17 protein-coding genes are annotated in these 20,426 nt (G+C 40.9%); 8 read left to right on the top strand and 9 right to left on the bottom strand.

Translation table 11 applies throughout. The annotated features are described in order from the left end of the window. Positions 1-12: 12 nt before the first annotated feature. Both GLIP_RS07655 and GLIP_RS07650 read right to left on the bottom strand, forming a co-directional pair. Positions 13-1,170, bottom strand: coding sequence for an acyl-CoA dehydrogenase family protein (locus tag GLIP_RS07655; protein WP_008844032.1), 1,158 nt, complete (start codon positions 1,168-1,170; stop codon positions 13-15). A gap of 21 nt (positions 1,171-1,191) precedes the next feature. Continuing rightward, positions 1,192-2,682, bottom strand: coding sequence for a CoA-acylating methylmalonate-semialdehyde dehydrogenase (locus tag GLIP_RS07650; protein ID WP_008844031.1), 1,491 nt, complete (start codon positions 2,680-2,682; stop codon positions 1,192-1,194). A 364-nt stretch (positions 2,683-3,046) separates the two neighbouring features. On the opposite strand from GLIP_RS07650, the gene GLIP_RS07645 reads away from it, so the two are divergent. Beyond that, a complete protein-coding gene (locus GLIP_RS07645) occupies positions 3,047-4,708 on the top strand; it encodes a response regulator (RefSeq protein ID WP_008844030.1) in 1,662 nt (553 codons plus the stop codon). A gap of 24 nt (positions 4,709-4,732) precedes the next feature. Here the strand turns inward: GLIP_RS07645 and kynU are convergent, their stop codons facing one another. Both kynU and GLIP_RS07635 read right to left on the bottom strand, forming a co-directional pair. Then, positions 4,733-6,004: a kynureninase gene (gene kynU / locus GLIP_RS07640; protein WP_008844029.1), complete on the bottom strand. Its 1,272-nt coding sequence runs from the start codon at positions 6,002-6,004 to the stop codon at positions 4,733-4,735. Positions 6,005-6,013: 9 nt separating this feature from the next. Next, a complete protein-coding gene (locus GLIP_RS07635) occupies positions 6,014-6,865 on the bottom strand; it encodes an alpha/beta hydrolase (RefSeq protein ID WP_040522316.1) in 852 nt (283 codons plus the stop codon). Between the two features lie 324 nt (positions 6,866-7,189). Here GLIP_RS07635 and GLIP_RS07630 point away from each other — a divergent pair, with 324 nt between their 5' ends. The 6 genes from GLIP_RS07630 to GLIP_RS07605 all read left to right on the top strand — a co-directional run bounded on the left by GLIP_RS07630 (position 7,190) and on the right by GLIP_RS07605 (position 14,234). Next, complete coding sequence (locus GLIP_RS07630) at positions 7,190-7,621, top strand: MerR family transcriptional regulator (RefSeq protein WP_008844027.1); 432 nt, start codon at positions 7,190-7,192, stop codon at positions 7,619-7,621. Between the two features lie 5 nt (positions 7,622-7,626). After that, complete coding sequence (locus GLIP_RS07625; protein ID WP_008844026.1) at positions 7,627-8,796, top strand: isovaleryl-CoA dehydrogenase; 1,170 nt, start codon at positions 7,627-7,629, stop codon at positions 8,794-8,796. A gap of 73 nt (positions 8,797-8,869) precedes the next feature. Further along, entirely contained in the window at positions 8,870-10,477 is a 1,608-nt protein-coding gene (locus GLIP_RS07620) for a carboxyl transferase domain-containing protein (protein ID WP_008844025.1), read from the top strand. Between the two features lie 12 nt (positions 10,478-10,489). Continuing rightward, positions 10,490-11,311, top strand: a complete 822-nt coding sequence (locus GLIP_RS07615; RefSeq protein WP_008844024.1) for an enoyl-CoA hydratase/isomerase family protein — start codon at positions 10,490-10,492, stop codon at positions 11,309-11,311. Then, on the top strand, positions 11,308-13,335 hold the full coding sequence (locus tag GLIP_RS07610) for an acetyl/propionyl/methylcrotonyl-CoA carboxylase subunit alpha (RefSeq protein ID WP_008844023.1): 2,028 nt from the start codon (positions 11,308-11,310) through the stop codon (positions 13,333-13,335). The genes GLIP_RS07615 and GLIP_RS07610 overlap by 4 nt, the downstream gene beginning before the upstream one ends. Continuing rightward, positions 13,332-14,234, top strand: a complete 903-nt coding sequence (locus GLIP_RS07605; RefSeq protein WP_008844022.1) for a hydroxymethylglutaryl-CoA lyase — start codon at positions 13,332-13,334, stop codon at positions 14,232-14,234. The genes GLIP_RS07610 and GLIP_RS07605 overlap by 4 nt, the downstream gene beginning before the upstream one ends. An 11-nt stretch (positions 14,235-14,245) precedes the next feature. On the opposite strand, the gene GLIP_RS07600 is transcribed toward GLIP_RS07605, so the two are convergent. Together GLIP_RS07600 and GLIP_RS07595 are read right to left on the bottom strand one after the other, a co-directional pair. Continuing rightward, positions 14,246-15,484 carry an ABC transporter substrate-binding protein gene (locus tag GLIP_RS07600; RefSeq protein WP_008844021.1) on the bottom strand — a complete coding sequence of 413 codons (1,239 nt, stop codon included), beginning with the start codon at positions 15,482-15,484 and terminating at the stop codon, positions 14,246-14,248. A gap of 18 nt (positions 15,485-15,502) precedes the next feature. Beyond that, the gene (locus tag GLIP_RS07595; RefSeq protein WP_040522314.1) at positions 15,503-16,930 is read right to left on the bottom strand and encodes a substrate-binding periplasmic protein; all 1,428 of its coding nucleotides are present in this window, start codon (positions 16,928-16,930) and stop codon (positions 15,503-15,505) included. A 219-nt stretch (positions 16,931-17,149) separates the two neighbouring features. Between GLIP_RS07595 and GLIP_RS21375 the strand changes: the two genes are divergently transcribed. Continuing rightward, complete coding sequence (locus GLIP_RS21375; RefSeq protein ID WP_008844019.1) at positions 17,150-17,734, top strand: DUF922 domain-containing protein; 585 nt, start codon at positions 17,150-17,152, stop codon at positions 17,732-17,734. A 26-nt stretch (positions 17,735-17,760) separates the two neighbouring features. Here GLIP_RS21375 and GLIP_RS07585 read toward each other — a convergent pair whose 3' ends face one another. The 3 genes from GLIP_RS07585 to GLIP_RS07575 are packed head-to-tail and all read right to left on the bottom strand — an operon-like array spanning position 17,761 to position 20,232. After that, entirely contained in the window at positions 17,761-18,288 is a 528-nt protein-coding gene (locus GLIP_RS07585; RefSeq protein WP_008844018.1) for an SRPBCC family protein, read from the bottom strand. 16 nt (positions 18,289-18,304) lie between these two features. Then, on the bottom strand, positions 18,305-19,282 hold the full coding sequence (locus tag GLIP_RS07580) for a nucleoside hydrolase (protein ID WP_008844017.1): 978 nt from the start codon (positions 19,280-19,282) through the stop codon (positions 18,305-18,307). Beyond that, the gene (locus GLIP_RS07575; RefSeq protein ID WP_008844016.1) at positions 19,282-20,232 is read right to left on the bottom strand and encodes a GlxA family transcriptional regulator; all 951 of its coding nucleotides are present in this window, start codon (positions 20,230-20,232) and stop codon (positions 19,282-19,284) included. The genes GLIP_RS07580 and GLIP_RS07575 overlap by 1 nt, the downstream gene beginning before the upstream one ends. Positions 20,233-20,426: the final 194 nt, after the last annotated feature.

Raw genomic sequence — 20,426 nt, 5'->3', positions numbered from 1 at the left:
ATTCTCATTCTCCTAAACAATTAGGTTGTCATTATCTGTCAGTAAACGTCGACCAATAATGACTCGCATAATTTCATTTGTACCCTCTAAAATTTGATGCACACGCACATCTCTTACGTGACGCTCTAAAGGATACTCTTGAATGTACCCGTAGCCGCCATGAATTTGCAGAGCTTCATTACAGACTTGAAAGCCAACATCAGTTGCAAAGCGTTTTGCCATAGCACAGTAAGTCGTTTTATCTGGACTTTGAGTATCAATTTTAAATGCAGCCAAGCGTACCATTTGACGCGCAGCAACTAATTCAGTTGCCATATCAGCCAATTTAAACTGTAACGCTTGAAAGGCAGCCAGAGGCTTGCCGAATTGGGTACGAGTTTGCATATATTCAGTGGCGGTTTCTAATGCACGCTGGGCTGTACCAATTGAGCATGTGGCAATATTGACTCTCCCACCATCTAATCCCATCATAGCGAATTTGAAGCCTTCGCCTTCATTGCCAAGCAAGTTCTCAACGGGCACTAAAACATCTTCAAACGTAATTAAACGAGTAGGCTGTGCATTCCAGCCCATTTTTTCTTCCGCTTTACCGTAAATAACCCCTTTTGCATCAGCCGGAATAACTAACGCAGATATGCCACCAGCTCCTTTTTCACCGGTGCGCACCATCACCACTAAAACATCCGTTTCACCAGCACCTGAAATAAACATTTTGGAACCGTTAACGCGGTAGTTGTCACCTTCTTTAATTGCTGAGGTACGCAAAGAAGCAGCGTCTGATCCCGCTCCAGGCTCAGTCAAACAATAGGATGCTAAATGCTCTCCGGTTACTAATGATGGACACCACTGAGATTTAATACTTTGCGAGCCCCAAGAGGCAATCATCCAAGTTGCCATATTATGAATCGTCATCATTGCAGTGGTAGCCGTACAACCACTCGCTAGTTGCTCAAAAATCAGCGCAGAATCTAAACGACTCAAGCCTAACCCACCCGCATCTTCAGGCGTGTATAAGGCGCAAAAACCTAGTTCACCGGCTTTTTGAATAACACTTTTAGGAAAGAAGTGTTTTTTATCCCATTCGGCAGCATGGGGAGCAAGCTCTTGATCTGCAAATTGTTTTGCAGTTTCGACAAATGCCATTTGGTCTTCTGATAAATCAAAATTCATGTTTTTATACCTTTACCCTGATTAACCTAAGTTGATTGTCATGTTTGGACCTGAAGGAATATCGTCTTCAAACCATCTTGCAGTTACCGTTTTAGTTTCGGTATAGAAACGCACAGCCTGCTTACCGTATGCATGCAAATCACCATAGAAAGAGTTCTTCCAACCAGTGAAAGAGAAAAATGGTAGCGGCACCGGAATAGGTACATTGATTCCCACTTGCCCGACTTCAATTTCATGTTGATATTTACGTGCAGCAGCGCCACTGGCGGTAAAGATTGAAGTACCGTTGCCATAAGGATTACGGTTAACCAAAGCAATTGCTTCTTCTAATGTGTCGACCTGCATACAACACAGTACTGGGCCAAAAATTTCTTGCTGATAAATAGCCATCTTTTCGGTTACGTCAGTAAATACTGTCGGTCCAACCCAATTTCCTTCTTCGTAGCCTGGCAACTCAAACTCACTGCCATCAACTAAACAAGTTGCACCTTCATCTTTGCCTTGCTGTATTAGAGATAACACGCGTTTTTTTGCTTGCGGGCTGATCAATGGACCAAAGCCAGCTTCTTTGTCATCCCATAATCCAGGTTTAACTTCTTTTAATAAATCAGCTAGCTCAGTGATCCATGTTTTGCTATCCCCCACAAACACAGCCACCGAAATCGCCATACATCGTTGTCCAGCAGCGCCAACAGAAGCACCGACTAAATTGTTCAATACATGAGCTTTGTTTGCATCAGGCATTATTACCGAGTGATTTTTAGCGCCCGCGAAACATTGTGCACGTTTCATATGATCAGTCGCCGTCTTGTAAATATGTTGTCCAACGGGGACTGAGCCTACAAATGAAACCGCTTTAACATCGTCATGGGTCATTAATTGTTGTACTTGATCTTTTCCGCCATGCACTACGTTCAAAACACCTTTTGGTGCACCTGCTTCAACGAACAATTCAGCTAGTCGTGTGGGTGTTAAAGGATCTTGTTCAGAAGGCTTGAGCACGAAAGTATTTCCACAAGCAATTGCCATTGGGAACATCCACAACGGGATCATGGCTGGGAAGTTAAACGGCGTAATCCCTAAACACACACCTAAAGGTTGAATATAACTGTACGTATCAATCCCTCTTGCGACATTTTCTGCGGTTTCGCCCATCATCATGGAACAAACATTGGCAGCTTGCTCGACAACCTCAATACCGCGCCATACATCGCCTTTAGCATCAGCAAAGGTTTTACCTGTTTCACTACTTAGTATCTGTGCAATTTCATCATGATGCTTTTTTAATAAGGCTTGATAATTCATCATCAATCTTGCTCGTTCAGGAACAGGAACTTCTCGCCAACTGAGAAAAGCCTCTTTAGCACTTGCAACTGCCATATCCACTTCTGTTGAAGTGGCACAAGGAGCTTGAGCAATCACTTTGTTATTTACCGGATTAGTCACTGCAATATGCTGTTGTGACTGTGAAGCTGAAAATTCACCATTGATGAATAGTGGAACATTTTTCATGACATAAACCTTCAAGAAACGAGTAAAATCTATTGTGTTAACGCTTTGTAAAATAAGGTTATCAAAGTTTTAACCTTAACGTTAACGTAAAGATGAAATTAACACATTACGCTTCTGCCAACTTCTGTATACAGTTACCCAGAACCCGCGGACTTTATTGACCCGACTCACACCATAAAAGTAACTACCCTAGGGACCAATATAAGACTAGACTAGCCTCGAAGAAGCTGCCAATCCGACAAATTTGTGCCTCTGATTAGAATAAATTCAAATTGATTGAGTGGGTAAAACAACTAGGCGATGTTAATCTGTTTCTATGCTTGCTATATTGTCAAAATGAATTAAAGGGAATGAAGAAATTATCGTGGTTAGACCCAAAATCAACATAGCTGTAGTTGAAGATAATGGCATGGCCCGGATTTTGTTGCGTAATCATTTAATTCAGATGGGCTATAGCAACGTCATTTGTTATTCACACGGTAGAGAACTTAAGAAAGATTTAAAAGTTCGCCAATTCGATTTAATTTTAATGGATTTCCATTTAGGGGATCACAAAAATGGTGTCGAAGTAATTCAAGAATTAAACCGAGAAAAGTTACTTAAGCACACCACTAGTTTAATCTTTGTCACCTCCGATAGACTGCCACTAATTATCGGTCAAATTGTTGATATTCATCCTGACGATTTGGTGATTAAGCCCTACACCATACGCATCCTTGAAAAAACCATCGCGAATACACTAAAAATCCGCAAACACGTTATGCCAGTGTTAGCATTCATGGATGAAAAAAATTGGGAAGCGGCGCTAGAAAAGCTCGAAAAAATAGCAGCGAGTAACACATTACCTAAATCACGTACAAGCTTATTAAAAATTCGCGCTAGATTACTACTGAAATTAGGTAGATTTGATGAAGCCACAGCCTTGTATGAAAACGTACTAAAAAATGCAGCAAATGTGATTTGGGCAAAATGGGGGGTCATCCACTCTCAATATTTAGCCGGTAAAATTCAAATAAGTGAAGACTTGTTAAAGGATATGTTAGGTGCGCATTTAACCAATGACAAAGCGTGTGAATGGTTAGCCCGAATTTGTATTGGCAGAAAAGAATACGAAGAAGCTGAAGAATACATCGATCTTATTAAAGAAAGTTCGCTTTCCATGACAGCCGCTAAACTCAAGTCCTATGTTTATCAACTGCAAAACAAAATGGATAAAGCAATTGATTTACTCGAACGAAAACGCCTCAACGCGAAAGACATAAGAGAAAAGTACGCTGAATTCTCATTAGAATTAGCGCGCTGTTATTTGACAATAGCCGAATCCAAGCAAGCTAATGAACGAGCGAATCCATTGCGTGTAGCTCGTTATTTAATAGGTAATGCTGGTCGTAAGTATTTAGAAGAAAACCTTGCGATAAAACGTGATTACATGAACATATTGGCGGCAATTCTAGAGAATGATCAAGATAAAGCTGCTGCGTTATTAGATGAGGTAGATCAGAAAGACTTTAATAGCGCTGATGTGCCTACCATGACCGATGCTATTAAAGCCTGGATAGGTGTAGGAGATGAATTGCGTGCAGCACAAATCTTGTTTGATTGTGAAGAAAAAATGCACGAAACTGAGGATCTGACAGATAAAACCATCTCATCAGTGGTCATCGCTCAACAAGAAGAAGAGTTGGGTGAGCGCCGACCACGAGCCCTTAAATTTAACAAACAGGGCCTGCACTTACACAACCAACAACAATATCAAGAATCCGTTGATTATTTCTATCAAGCCTATTTGTTATTTCCCAAAGAAGCGGCATTTGGATTAAATTTATTGCAAGCCCTTTTAGAGTCAAATCTAGCTGAATACAAAAAGGCCAAAACCCTGCGCTTATTTAACGAATTAGATAAACGCGAGCTAAGTAATGACAACCGCAAGCGCTTAAATGATATTGGTCGAAGAATTAGTGCAAATAAAGAGCAATTTATCATTGAAGGTGAAGAACAAAATAACCAATGGGAAGCAATATCTTGATGCTATTGACTGCGTTTAAGTTAGCTAAGTCACTTTACTTTGTTGGTTAAACTCAGCTCGAAGATATGCTTTAGTTTGCACAATTTCTGCTAATTTTAGTAATGCAGTCGCCACATCAGCATAACTAACATACAAAGGTGCAAAGCCTAACCGTAATGTATCTGGGGCACGAAAATCAGCAATCACATTTTGGGCTATCAATGCTTGGCAAATCGCGTAACTGTATGGATGGTTCAAGGCAACTTGACTACCGCGATGGGCAGATTTCTGAGGGGAAATACACTCAAATATGCTATCCAGTTTCAAAGTAGACATCCCAGTCATAAAAAAGTCTGTCAGTTTTTGCGACTTCTTTGCAACCTCAAGCATACTAACCTCGTCGAACACATCTAAAGCTGCGTCTAATATACTCATTGAGATAATGGTTGGTGTACCGGTTAAACATTGTTCTACATTATTTTTTGCGACAAATTCAGCGGTGAACTCAAACGGGTTGCTATGTCCCATCCAACCAGACAATGGCTGCTTTAAAACTGGTTGATGACGTTTTGCCACGTACATGAATCCCGGAGCACCGGGGCCTCCATTTAGATATTTATAAGTGCAACCTACGGCAAAATCCACAGCACATTGATCAAGTTTTAAATCAAGTACACCGGCACTATGAGCAAGATCCCAAATCACAATAATGCCCTTCTCATGCGCCAATTTTGTGATTTTTTCCATATCATGAATATATCCTGTACGGTAATTCACTTGAGTTAACAGTAGTACCGCCACATCTTCATTAAGTCCACTGACTAACTCGTCTGCGGGAACCGTTTTTAACGTGCAACATTGTTGCCCTAATAACTGTTCAATGCCCTGCACCATATATAAATCAGTAGGAAAATTATCGGTTTGTGACAACACGACATTTCGTCCGGGTTGCATTGCTAACGCTGCACACACTAGTTTGAATAGATTGACAGAAATAGAATCACAACAGATTGTTTGCCCTTTTGCCGCACCAATTAATCGTGCGATCTTCTCACCGACTTTGGTTGGCAGATCAATCCACTGGTGTTTATTCCAACTGGTAATTAGATCTCGTCCCCATTGCTGCTCAACCACGTCAATAGCGCGCTGCTTGGCACAAATAGGTAATGCTCCTAAAGAATTTCCATCCAAATAGACGCAATTTTCAGGCAACGCAAATAAGCGTTTATAGGTTTGTAACGTGTCGTTTTCATCCAGTATTTCAGCCTGCTTTTTGATGACTGCAAAAGGAGTAGATATCATATCTTGGTAGGCCATTTAATCATTCTATTTTCTTGTTTGTACGTATTTATTCAAAATTGAAAACGCTTTTGTTTTTGGATGTAAGAAATCAAAATGTCCTGCACCTTGAATGACTACGACTTCTGCATTCGTTTTAGTACTTTGCGACAAAGGTACGATTTGATCTTTATCACCATGTAACAAAATTGCTGAGTTCACGTCCTTAGGATTCGCATCCGCAAAAGCGCTTGCCTCATCAACAGCGCTTCCTCCCATGAATTCAACAACCGCCTGCTGACAACTATTTGACCCTTCTGCATAGTCGATGATGTCGGTAATCGCGGCCAACCCTATGACTTGAATCTGGTGATTAGATTGTTGTTGAGAATCCAATGCTTGCTGGGCCAGTAATGCTAAATGTCCTCCGGCGGAATGACCTGCGATGATAATACGTTTGCTGTCAAACCCATATTGCGGCTGCTGTTTTAAAATATACTCTATGCCTAGTACTATGTCTTCTAACGTACCCGGCCAACCGCCACCATTATCCCCTGTTCGCCGATATTCAAGGCTCCATACCATTGCGCCATTTTTAGCTAAAGCGCTGGTCAAAGGGTAGCTATGTTCAATTGAAAACGCATTTAACCAACAACCACCATGGATAAATATAACCAATGGAAAATTTTCTTTAGTATTTTGCTTAGCTGGGAGCCAAAGTTTGCCAAATTGTAGCTTATCGGTACCGTAACTTAGGGTTTTATCTGCGACGTTAAATTCTGCTTCCAATACTTGACGATAGGCTACATTTTCAAACTCTGTTTCTGCAGCATCTACTTTTGCTAAAAACATAGTCGCAACAAGCGAGACAACCATCGACGTTACTTTTATAATATTCATTTATGCTATTTACTTAGTACCAGTGAACCTCATCATAAAGTTGATCGAAAGTTTTCGCTAGCAGATTAATTTCGATTGGACGAATACCTGTACATGAAACTGAACATTTTCGTTTTCATCTTTTCAATTACCTAGCATTGTAAAATTTGACCTTCAGCAAACGGTAGATTACCTTTATATTAAGTTTACGTGAACGTAAAGGTAAGGTTGGGAATAAGAAATTTAGGCAAAGTACGTGGGTAAATAAAAATAACACTATTACTTAGCTTATTAGCAACTTCTTGTCTCCCATCGCTTAAACAAGTTCACCCCAAGGAATAAACAATGAATGAAGATAAGCAAGTGAACAGCCCCAACACAGATGTAGCCAAGGAATGTCAGACATTCAGCATCGGAGAACTTGCTAAAGCATTTGACGTTACCCCACGTTCTATTCGGTTTTATGAAGAACAAGGCCTGTTGTCTCCTCAACGCTCTGGGCAAACGCGTATTTACAGTAAAAAAGATAAAGTTAGATTGAAACTCATTTTGCGTGGCAAACGTTTAGGATTTTCATTAGCAGAAACCAGAACGCTATTTAATCTTTATGACAGCCATCAAAATTCCAAAATACAACTTCAAGCGATGCTTGAAATGACCGCTCAAAAACGCGCCATACTGACGCAACAACTTGAAGATATTAATGTGTTGATGACAGAGCTGGATGACGTTGAACTTCGTTGTAAAGACGAACTTGAGCTATTAAAAAGAGGATAATTTTAATGAATGCACCCTACCCTACATTAAACTTTGGTTTAGGCGAAGAAATCGACATGCTTCGAGATCATGTTTACAACTTCGCACAGGCCGAAATTGCCCCACTAGCAGAAAAAGCAGATGAAGATAATGCTTTCCCGAATCAACTTTGGCCCAAACTTGGCGAAATGGGATTGTTAGGAGTGACTGTTGCAGAACAATACGGTGGCTCGGATATGGGCTATCTTGCGCACACTATCGCCATGGAAGAAGTGAGCCGAGCATCAGCTGGAATCGGTTTAAGTTATGGTGCGCACTCCAATCTATGTGTCAATCAGATACATAAAAACGGATCGGACGCACAAAAAGAAAAGTATTTACCCAAGCTAGTCTCAGGTGAGCACATTGGCGCTTTAGCTATGAGTGAGCCAAATGCCGGATCGGACGTGGTCAGCATGAAATTACGTGCAGATAAAAAAGGTGACAAATACATCCTCAATGGTAACAAAATGTGGATCACGAATGGCCCAGATGCACATACCTTCGTAATTTACGCAAAAACAGATGTCAAAGCAGGCTCTAAAGGTATTACCGCATTTATCGTTGAAAAATCGTTTCCGGGATTTAGTCAGGCACAGAAGCTGGATAAATTAGGGATGCGTTCATCCAATACGTGTGAACTGGTTTTTCAAGATTGTGAAGTACCTGCTGAAAATATATTGGGTCAAGAAGGCGGCGGCGTCAAAGTCCTGATGAGCGGGTTAGATTATGAACGTTTAGTTTTATCAGGCGGCCCTTTAGGCATTATGCAAGCTTGTATGGATGTAGTTGTACCTTATATTCATGATCGCCAACAATTTGGTCAATCTATTGGTCAATTTCAATTGGTACAAGGCAAAGTAGCTGACATGTATACCCAGATGAATGCCGCAAGAGCGTATGTTTATGCCGTAGCCCGCTCATGCGATCGCGGTGAAACCACTCGTAAAGACGCCGCAGGTGCTATTCTTTATTCTGCAGAATTGGCCACTAAAATGGCATTAGATGCAATTCAGCTTCTAGGTGGCAATGGCTATATCAACGAATATTCAACAGGACGTTTATTGCGTGATGCTAAGCTTTATGAAATCGGAGCGGGCACATCAGAAATACGCCGTATGTTGATTGGAAGAGAATTATTTAACGAAACTTGTTAATTATCCGCACCTTGACATCAGGATGTCATGCTTGTGGGTTTAACTCATTATTAATCGGATTAGGAGCGAATAAGTGCCCCCTATCGTCACTAAATTAAACGTTAAAAGTCAGGAATTTATCGACAACGCTGCCCACATGAGTGAGCAAGTTGATGATTTAAATGCGGTTATCGCCAAAATTAAACTTGGTGGTGGTGAAAAAGCAAATGAGCGTCATACATCCAGAGGAAAACTACTTCCAAGAGAGCGAATTAATGCGCTACTAGATAGCGGATCACCCTTTCTGGAATTATCTCAGTTAGCTGCGTTAAATGTGTACGACGATTATGTTCCCGCTGCTGGAGTAATTGCAGGTATTGGCCGTGTATCTGGCGTTGAGTGTATGATAGTCGCCAACGACGCAACCGTTAAGGGTGGGACTTATTATCCACTGACGGTGAAAAAGCATCTTCGCGCGCAAACTATTGCAGAGCAAAATAACCTCCCCTGTATCTATTTAGTAGATTCAGGTGGGGCAAATTTACCTCGTCAAGACGAGGTATTCCCTGATCGTGAACATTTTGGTCGCATCTTCTATAACCAAGCCAATTTATCAGCACAGAATATCCCTCAAATTGCTGTAGTGATGGGTTCTTGTACAGCCGGTGGTGCTTATGTGCCAGCCATGGCTGACGAATCAATAATTGTCAAAAATCAAGGAACTATCTTTTTAGGTGGTCCGCCTTTGGTAAAAGCGGCCACAGGAGAAGTGGTAACAGCAGAAGAGTTAGGCGGCGGTGATGTCCATTGTCGTACATCAGGTGTCGTCGATCACTTGGCAAATAATGACCATCATGCGCTACAACTAGCACGCGACGCAGTTGCGCGTTTAAATCGACCTAAACCAACCTTTATCGACGCAATCGAACCATCAGAACCAGCTTATCCCGTGAAAGATATTTACGGTGTTATTCCAAAGGATAGTAAGCAGCCTTTTGATGTCCGGGAAATAATAGCGCGCATTGTAGACAGTTCAGAATTTGATGAATTCAAAGCTTTATTTGGTACCACGCTAGTGTGCGGATTTGCCCGCATATACGGACACAATGTGGGTATTGTGGCAAACAATGGGATCTTATTTTCTGAGTCTGCGCAAAAAGGCGCTCACTTTATTGAACTGTGTGCACAACGCAAAATTCCGTTGGTATTTTTACAAAACATCACTGGCTTCATGGTTGGAAAACAATATGAATCTGGCGGCATAGCAAAACACGGTGCCAAAATGGTAACTGCTGTAGCCTGCGCAAAAGTACCTAAGTTTACGGTTCTTATTGGCGGTAGTTTTGGCGCTGGGAACTATGGTATGTGTGGTAGAGCTTATGATCCACGATTTATGTTTATGTGGCCAAATGCACGTATTTCAGTCATGGGTGGAGAGCAAGCTGCTGGCGTGTTAGCGCAAGTTAAGCGAGATCAAAAACAACGTCAAAATGAAAATTGGAGCGCCGAACAGGAAGCTGAATTTAAGCAACCTATTATTGACACCTACGAACAACAAGGTCATCCCTATTACGCATCAGCTAGGCTCTGGGACGACGGTGTTATTGATCCAGCTGATACTCGATTTGTACTCGCGCTTTCTATTTCGGCGGCTTTAAACAAACCTATTGAAGACACACGCTTTGGCGTGTTTAGAATGTAAGGTATTTTTCTTATGAGCGATAATTCAAATAGCCAACAAAGCGCGTCGCAAGACGTACTTTACGACCTCGATGCACGAGGCGTTGCAACGATTACATTAAACAGGCCAGAAGTTCACAACGCATTTGATGATAAAATTATAGCGTTACTTACTCGTTTATTTAAGCAGGTTGCCAGAGATGAAAAAGCACGTGTTTTAGTATTGCAATCAAACGGTAAAAGTTTTTGCGCTGGCGCTGACCTTAATTGGATGAAGCGCATGGTTAATTATTCCTACGAGGAAAATGTTGCCGATGCGAATGCATTAGCCCAGATGCTACACACGCTTTATACCCTTCCCAAGCCAACTATTGCCAAAATTCAAGGCGCCGCCTTTGGTGGTGCTGTTGGTCTCGTATCTTGCTGTGATATTGCGATTGCTAGCCGACTCAGTAAATTCTGCTTGAGCGAAGTAAAATTAGGACTAATACCAGCAACAATAAGTCCCTATGTCATCGATGCGTTAGGCGATAGAGTCGCACGTCGTTATTTTATGACTGCCGAAGTATTTTCTGCCAGACGTGCACGTCGCTTAGGCTTGGTTAGCGAAGCGGTAACAGAAGAGGAATTGGACTCAACCGTCTCGTTTTTAGTTAGTCAAATAATTAGTAACGGACCAGAAGCCGTCACGGCTGCAAAACAACTGGTTTTCGATGTTAAAGATCAAGAACTTGATGATGAACTCATGGAAAAAACCAGTTTACGCATAGCAACAACCCGCGTTTCAGCAGAAGGTCAAGAGGGTTTAACTGCATTTTTAGAAAAAAGACGTCCTGCTTGGCGAGATCAGTCATGAAAAACATTAAACCGATTAAAAAATTATTGATCGCGAATCGAGGCGAAATTGCTTGCAGAATCATTAAAACAGCACGCTTGCTTGGCATTTCCACAGTAGCAGTTTATTCAGATGCGGATGCAAATGCGTTACACGTTAAAATGGCTGATGAAGCAGTAAGGCTGGGTCCTGCACCCTCCCGAGAAAGTTATCTCAAAGGCGAGTTGATAATCGCTGCTGCGATTAAATTAGGCGTAGATGCGATTCATCCCGGCTATGGTTTTTTATCTGAGAATGCCCAATTCTGTCGCCTTTGCGAACAACACAATATTATTTTCGTGGGGCCACCTGTAGCCGCCATTGAAGCGATGGGTTCAAAATCGGCTGCTAAACAGATAATGCAAGAAGCAGGTGTCCCGTTGGTTCCTGGCTATCACGGTGAAGATCAATCCCCACAATTACTCAAAAAACATGCTGACGATATGGGTTATCCAGTATTGTTAAAAGCCGCTGCCGGTGGCGGTGGAAAAGGAATGCGTCAAGTAAGTCATAGTGACGAATTTTTTGATGCATTAGATGCGGCTAAACGTGAGGCCATGTCAGGTTTCGGTGACGACATAATGTTAGTCGAAAAATATTTAACCCAGCCTCGTCACGTTGAAATTCAAGTATTCTGTGACTCCCACGGCGAGGGTGTATATCTATTCGAACGAGACTGTTCGGTACAACGACGCCACCAAAAAGTTATAGAAGAAGCCCCTGCCCCAGGAATGACAGAAGAATTACGTCAACAAATGGGTGAAGCGGCTTTAACGGCTGCACAAGCTATTGGCTATGTTGGCGCAGGAACTGTAGAGTTTTTACTAGAGCCAGATGGGCAATTTTTCTTTATGGAAATGAACACCCGTTTGCAAGTGGAACATCCGGTTACCGAAATGATCACAGGGCAAGATTTGGTAGAGTGGCAGTTAACTGTTGCGACAGGAAAACCATTACCGCTTCAACAAGCTCAGCTCGCAATACAGGGTCACGCGTTTGAAGCGAGAATTTATGCCGAAGATCCCAACAACCAATTTCTTCCTTCAACTGGATTATTGAGCCGCTTAATTCCACCTGAAGAAAATGAACATATCAGGGTTGATACCGGAGTGCTTGAAGGTGATGAAGTATCGCCATTTTACGATCCTATGATTGCAAAACTAATTGTTTGGGATCAAAACCGTGAAAAAGCGCTTAGTAAGTTAGCAAAAGCGCTCAGTGTTTACCAAGTAGACGGGGTAACCACAAATATTGATTTTCTATATAATTTAGCGACGCATTCCGCGTTTAAACAAGCGCAGCTAACCACCCACTTTATTGATTTACATGAAGATGAATTGTTTGTATATGATGTGCACCAACACGAATTACTTGTTCCCATGGTTGTCACCTACTTAATCTTACAACGTCAATCTGGCAACACTGGAAGTGATAGTCGTAACTCTCCTTGGCAGGCAAATAATCACTGGCGCATGAACGAACAACACGTGGAAGGTTTAAGTCTGAGCATTCAAAACCAACTTGTTGAAGTTAGCGTAGAGTATTTAACCTCCCGACATTCTGGTGCACAACGATTTAATATCACCACAGATAAGGGTAATTATTTGTGTTTTGGTATTTTAGCCAATGGTACTTTGGAAGTTAACATCAATGGTCATAGTTACCAGCTTAATCTGCAAGTGCATTCAGAACTTACTTCATTGTTTACAACTCAATGTGCAATCCAATGTAAATTAAATACACCTGATTTAGGTCTGTCGGATGCAGATGACCATCATGCGGGCTTCGCAGCACCGATGAATGGCACTATCGTGGCGCAATTAGTAGAGACTGAACAGCTAGTTGAAAAAGGGCAAACCTTGATGGTCATGGAAGCAATGAAAATGGAACATGCAATTAAAGCTCCCAGCTCGGGGAAAGTAAAAGAGTTCTATTTTTCGCCCGGTGATTTAGTCGATGGTGGAGCTATCTTGTTAGATTTTGAACAACATGAGGCCGATGAATGAAACTTAACTACCCTGCATCAGTAAAAATTGTTGAGGTTGGTCCACGAGACGGGCTGCAAAATGAAAAGCAACTCATCAACATTGCCGATAAATTACGTTTAATCGATGAATTGGCGCAAAGTGGATTAACATTTATTGAAGCGGGAAGTTTTGTTTCACCCAAATGGGTACCGCAAATGGCGGACAGTGCTGATATTTTTCGCCAACTTATTCGTCATCCCGAAGTAACCTACTCAGCGCTGACGCCCAATCTACAAGGTTATGCAAATGCGTGTTTGGCTGATGCGGATGAAGTTGCGATTTTTGGCGCTGCTTCTGAGTCTTTTTCGCAAAAAAATATCAATTGTTCCATATCAGAAAGTTTACAACGTTTTGAACCCGTACTAGAACAAGCTAAAAAGGATAAAAAGCCAGTGCGTGGTTACATATCATGTGTGCTGGGTTGCCCTTATGAAGGAGAAGTTTCGCCTCAAAAAGTTGCGGAAGTAGCAAAACAGCTTTTGGATATGGGCTGCTATGAAATTTCATTGGGAGATACTATAGGTGTAGGCACTCCATACAAATCGCAAAAAATGTTGGAAACAGTGCAAAAGGTTATCCCAAACAACAAAATAGCAGTGCATTTCCATGATACTTACGGACAGGCTTTGGCCAATATATTGGTTGCATTACAACAAGGGATCAACATAGTAGATAGTGCTGTGGCAGGATTAGGTGGATGCCCATATGCCAAAGGTGCGTCAGGAAATGTAGCAACTGAAGACGTCATTTTCATGTTAAATGGGATGGGAATAGAAACGGGTGTTGATTTAAACAAGTTGGTTTTAGCCGGACAAAATATAATGCAAGCACTTGGCCGGACTTCCACTTCGAAAGTCGCCAATGCAATGCTCAATTAAGACGCCTCAACTTACTTAACAGATTCTTTTAGTTTGTGTTTTTCTAATGCATTATTGAAAATTCGCTGGGCTTCAGCTTTAGCCCTTTGTGGATCGTTATTTGAGTAACTAATTCTAGACACGATCTCATTGAGGTCGTTGGTCTGCATACAATCTTTCAACAACAATAGTCGTTCTTCCAGACCCGGGATCTTGCGCAGTACTGTGTCTGATACCAGCGGCTGAGCTAGATATCTTGGAAAGAACTGTTCACTGTCATTTAACCGAGTCACTTCGCCATTAAAAACCTGAGGGTCAGATTCATAACCGACGAAGACTTCAGCTTCACCCGATTCTTTAGCGGAATATCGGTCAGTTACGCTGCACGGTAGAACAGATTTAAACTTGACTCCGTATTCCAACAAGCCCAGTAAACAATCCTTTCGATTCATAAATTCTGGATCTGCACTAAAGGTTAACTTACCTCCTTTGGTTTTTAAATCATTGATACTGGTTATCTCTTCAGATTCAGCAAACTCGGGGGTCATCACTAAACAATAATCTTCACTGCAGCCTAAACTAGGCAACCATTTTATCCCCAACTCTTGTCCATATTGATTTAATTCATCAGTCAAAGTCGCATGAGATTTAATTTCATTCTTAGTTGTTTTATGGTGAATATTGAAATATTGAATACAAGTACCGGTATAATCCATATAGATATCCAACCACCGATATTTTAATTCAGCAAAATTATGCATACTATCGCCATTAGGATATCGAATATCACACACAATATGCGCATTTTCATGGGTAATCGCTAATGCTAATAATTGCGTAAAAAACAATTGTGAAGGATCGTTTTTAGCACCAATGATAATTCGCGGATTAGCTCCTTCTAATCTTTTCTCAGCTAAAATATCAACACCCGCTAAAATTGGCCAAAAGGATTGCTCTGAAGTACTAACTTGTTGTTGAACGCGTCCTATGGTTTGCGTGAAATTAGATTCCAATTCATTGAGTTGTACGTGAAACTCTTTGTCCGACACTTTTAACGTTAGAGACTGAATAAAGCTTGGCATGTTAATAATAACAAACGGCATGATCAATAAAGCAAATAGAATTAAAACTTGATTAGTAGCACGCAGATATTCATCCAAACCAAATAACTTCAACTCGGCAAGAAAAAATAACAATACTGCGATGCAATATATTGTCAGTAAGTAAGGCGCCGATTTGGATAACATACTATGGTTCTTTTTATGTTTCATCGTTCTTCCTTTTAACATTTATTGTAGTTGTACCGATGTCGGCTCAAAACAATACATGGTTATTTTCGAGGCTAATGGGCCATTCAAAACGCTAGCTACTACCATTTTATTTTTAGCTTCATTTGCACTATCTAAAAAGATATCTGGCCATTGCCGCACTAATGCTTTTGATCCTTTTGGAAAGGTAAACATCTCCGTCTGTAGACATTTTAATTGTTGTGGATCATAAAGTTGGCCCTTAACCAATGCGTGCTGAGAACTGGCTGTTAGGATGACCGAATCCGCCAAATCGATTTCATTTGTCGCTTGGTTAAGTAAGCTGTTGTATGCCTGAGGGTTACTTTTAAGTCTTTTCAACACTTCATTGAACTGATTTTTTAGCGACAGATTGTTGGGGTTGTTTTTGGAAAACATCACGCTATGCGGCACGTAATCAATGTAATTAGCAAAGCCAACTTTAGCCGACAGTTCTGGCTTTGTTTTGGTGAGTAAAGTCTCGCCAACTTGCATGGATTCAATCAAGATTTTTGGCTTTGACATATAAGCCAACCAGCGTAAACCATCAATAAATGATAGTTGGCAATCCGTATTATTCTTTTTGATAAATACAGAATCACCGTTAATCTCAGGCGTTACAATAAAAGTGACATTTTGCGCTTGTAAAATATCAAAGGTTTGCGATTTAGCTTGGTTTGACACTTTGTATGCAAACAGATTATTAGCTTCGTTTTGAAATATTGTTGGCAATGTTGAGTGCGCTATTTGTCTAATCTGTAAAAGCGAATCTCCTAGATTTAGTCGTTTTGTTTCAGCACTATTTCTAATCTCTTCTACAACTTTTTTCGTTAACTTTTTAGTGCTTATTAGCACCCACTGTTGATCACTATCCAATATCTCAAAGCCTTGTAACGTATCTTTGAAATTACAGCTTTTTTGTGGAATATATTGGCGTAATTTTTCCGTGTATTCATATCCAGCCAAGGTGATAACAGCATAGTTTTGTAAGTCAGATGGTTTCGAAATGGTGGCTGCCAAAGGGCTGTATTGCCGGTGATAAAAAATACCATTTGGCACATCAATAATTGGATCACTAAAATAAAATTGGTTTTCTCTTTGTTCAGTGCGGATATACGGAAAGGTACCACTTATTTGGCTATCTTGCTGTGATGACTCGGCTTTGGATTGGGCGATACTCCAAGGCATGAATTGTATCTCGAGTTGGTATCCCATTTGCTCAATCACAGATCTAACGATAACACTGGCAATACCTTGTTGTGGTAAGCCTTCCCCTGAATACGGCGCCCATTCACCAGAGGATAGTAGAATCACTTTTGGTCCCGATGCTGGTTTTGAACCTGAATATATAATTGCTGCTATTAACAACATTAGCGCAACAATCAGACTAACCATAATCATTGGATTACTTCTGGTTCGCACCGTATTCACTTTGATTTCCTATCCGTTATCGTTTATTGGTTATTCCAACCATTACTGATCAAATTTTAAACAACTAATTACTATTTGTCAGGTTAATGATGCGTAAACAATGAGAATTCCCACACTTCAATTTACAAATACTCGCAAAGAGGAAATCACAAACTGCTTTAAATAAATGAGCGAAACACGTATTTTAAAGGTCTGTCTGTTCAACTTGATGAAATTGAAATGAAGTTTAACTGGCTTGTAATAGCCATTTGCAGCACTCTCGCTGCGACAAGTATCACGGCTTATGCTGACGTAGTGCTGCGAGAGAGGTTTGAGCATTATTCGATAAAACCTGAAACTACCCAACAAATAAAAACTGAATTACGTTTGAACTCTCCGGTGATGAGAGAAAATCAATTATTTCACGGTCGCACACAATGGCAACTGACCCCGCAATTTGGATTACAAATGATCAGTAATCTATGTTATTTGGTCGATATAAGGGTATTTTTAGATGGCATTTATACCATGCCAGAGATGTCGAATAGACAAAATACGTCGGTTCAATTGCAACAAGTGTTTGACGATTATTATGCAGCGCTTTTAGAACATGAGAAAGGTCATCAGGCAATTTGGATTGAAGCTGGGGAAACCATTGAACGAAAACTTAATAGCATGACGCCACACTTTCAATGTAGCCAATTAAAACATCAGGCAACTCAGCGAGTAGCAAGAATCGTTAAACAATATCAATTACAAAATAAACGCTATGATCAAGATACAGGCCACGGACGAACACAAGGTGCTTTTATAGAGAGCCAATAAAAGCACCTGTGTTTGCTAGAAGAAAATTACTTTTCTGACAAGCTTTTAAGATTTGCTAAGCCTTTTTCAAAGTCAGGTCCAATTAGCGAATCCATTGCCATTGCAAAATATCGATTGACAGGATTCCCCCCAACATCACCGGCTGCAACCCAAGTCACGACGGTTTGACCGCCATTCTGAGCAAAAGTGAGTTGTCCAGTTGACGACATTTCAAAATCAGGAAAATACAAGTCATAAGTCACACTTTTAGCCGGCTCTACAGCAACGATGGTCATTTCCCCATCGCCTTCCGTTGAACTTTTCCAAGAAGACTTCATACCCACGCCAGATTCAGGACCAGAATAACTAACGATCATGTTTGGATCTTTTTCGTACCATACTCCCCAATCTCGCCACTTTTTAAGATCGGCAACTTGAGCATAAACTTTCTCAGCAGGCGCATTTACTGTAACACTGCGTTGCACTTGATAATCAGACGGTAAAAAATACCCAATTGCGATAAAAATCACCAAGATAGTTAGAATTGTAAAAATGATTTTTTTTAACATGCCCATATCGCACTCTCCGAGGTTATCGTTTAAATTGTTCTAATATATAGTTCAGTACAGCGTCTCTATTTACGTTGTACGCCACATCAATAGCAAATCCGTTATCTGGATCACGATAAGTTTGCCCTTCATTAGGCTCTTCCGTCGCCACATCGATTTTAACGGTCTGAAACTCAATTTCATTGCCCTGCAGTCCTAAGACACTAGTCGCCAAAACATCCCACATAAAATAAGTAAATTCATAACTTGGAATAGTGTTGATTGTAGTAGCCCAGAATTGACACGCCAAACTGGAAATTGGATAGTGTTTTTGTGCTGCCAGTTGACTCAAAAAATCGACATTAACAGGCAAACAATTTGTGGCGTCCAGACTGATTAATTTAATATTTAAACCAGATGCAATTAACTTTTGACTGGCCGTGGGATCCCAATACGCATTCCACTCGGCACTTTTATCGTGATTGTACATCGCTACATTGCCAGGCACATCTACAGCGCCTCCCATCCAAACCACCTGCTCAATAGCTTCTTTGATGTCAGGTTGAGATTCAATTGCTGCAATTAAATTTGTACTTGGTCCTGTCATTAACACGGTGACATCTTGATTTGTGCTCAGACATGACTTAATCAGAGCATCAGCCTGTAAGTCTGACACCTGTTGAGGATCATATTGTTGTGTCAACATGTCAGGCAATACATTACAAATCTTTGGCTGTGCTCGCCAATCTGCAGGAAACGCATTTACGCCATGAATATTTCCTAAACCAACAGGCACGTTTTTACGCCCAAACATGGCCAAAATTTTCAATGTTGAAATGGTTGCATCTGACAAATAACAATCTGCTGGTGTGATGGTGACAGCTAAAAGTTCGACATGATCCATGCTCAACAGAAGCATCAACGACAATAAATCATCTACTCCTCCGTCATGATCAAATACGACTTTGCGTTTTTCTGATGCACTTGTTTTGGTTTTATTGATTTCATCTTGTTTTGTCATTAATGCGTTTCTTTACCTTGATAAAATTGTTGTTGATATTCGCTCGGAGAAATCCCAACGAATTTATGGAAGTTAAAGCGTAACGTAACCGTATTATCAAACCCCACGCGAGTCGCGAGTTCATCCATCGATAAGCGGTCGTGTTCTAAAAGCTCTTTTGCTAATCTAATTCTCTGCTGATTTAACCATTCTTTTGGTGGCATTCCTACGCTCGCTTTAAAATGCCTATCAAAACTACGACGTGACATATTTGCATGGCGTGCTAAATCATCCACTTTTAAAATGCTGTCTAGTTTTTTAATTGACCAATCCAGCGTTTTAGCAAAACGATGATGTTTATGTGGCATAGGCGTATTCACAAACTGCGCCTGCCCTCCTGCTCGATGTGGCGAAATGACGAGTCTTCGAGCAACCACGTTTGCCACTTCGTGACCGAAGTCCTGACGAACGATTTCGAGCGCCAAATCGAGCCCTGCGGCACTACCAGCAGCACAAGAAATATGGTCTTGTTGGGTATAGAGCACATTATCAACGTATTCTACTGCCGGAAATCGTTGTTTAAATAAATCTGCATATCGCCAGTGCGTAGTGGCCTTAAAGCCATTTAACAGCCCTAACTGAGCAGGCAAAAAAGCACCTGAACAAAAGGTAATGATACGTTTATTAAGACTGTGAAATGCGACGATCTGTTCGGCAAGTGCAAGTTTAATTTTGCGCGATTCAGTGTCCCATCCTGGAATCAATAATATGTCGTAATGCAACAGTTCAGAGACTTCAGTAACTTCTATCGACATACCGGTTGAAGTGGCTAGCTTTTCGCCGTCAAAACTAACTACATCGCATTTGTACCAAGGTGAGATTTCCTTCTTCGGTAAACTAAATACCTCTAATGCACAACCCAATTCAAACAAGGGAAGGTTTTGAGTAACTAAAATCGCCATATGGTGCATTTTCAGTCCTATTCCGCACAGCAACGATAAAATGTGGCTTAATATTAGCGAATATTCATTTATTTGCCAGTGTTAGACCATAGTTAGCAGAAATACTTAATAATTTTTTAACAATTCAAATTGTTTTAGCAGAAATTACGTGCCAAACTCTTTATATCAAGGTGACTGTTAAAGTTGTCTATCTCCTTGTCCTA

This window comes from Aliiglaciecola lipolytica E3, from assembly GCF_000314975.1.
GTDB classification, from domain to species: domain Bacteria; phylum Pseudomonadota; class Gammaproteobacteria; order Enterobacterales; family Alteromonadaceae; genus Aliiglaciecola; species Aliiglaciecola lipolytica.
The sequence above is the reverse complement of the archived record's forward strand: the minus strand, read 5'-3'. Positions and strand labels throughout refer to the sequence as shown.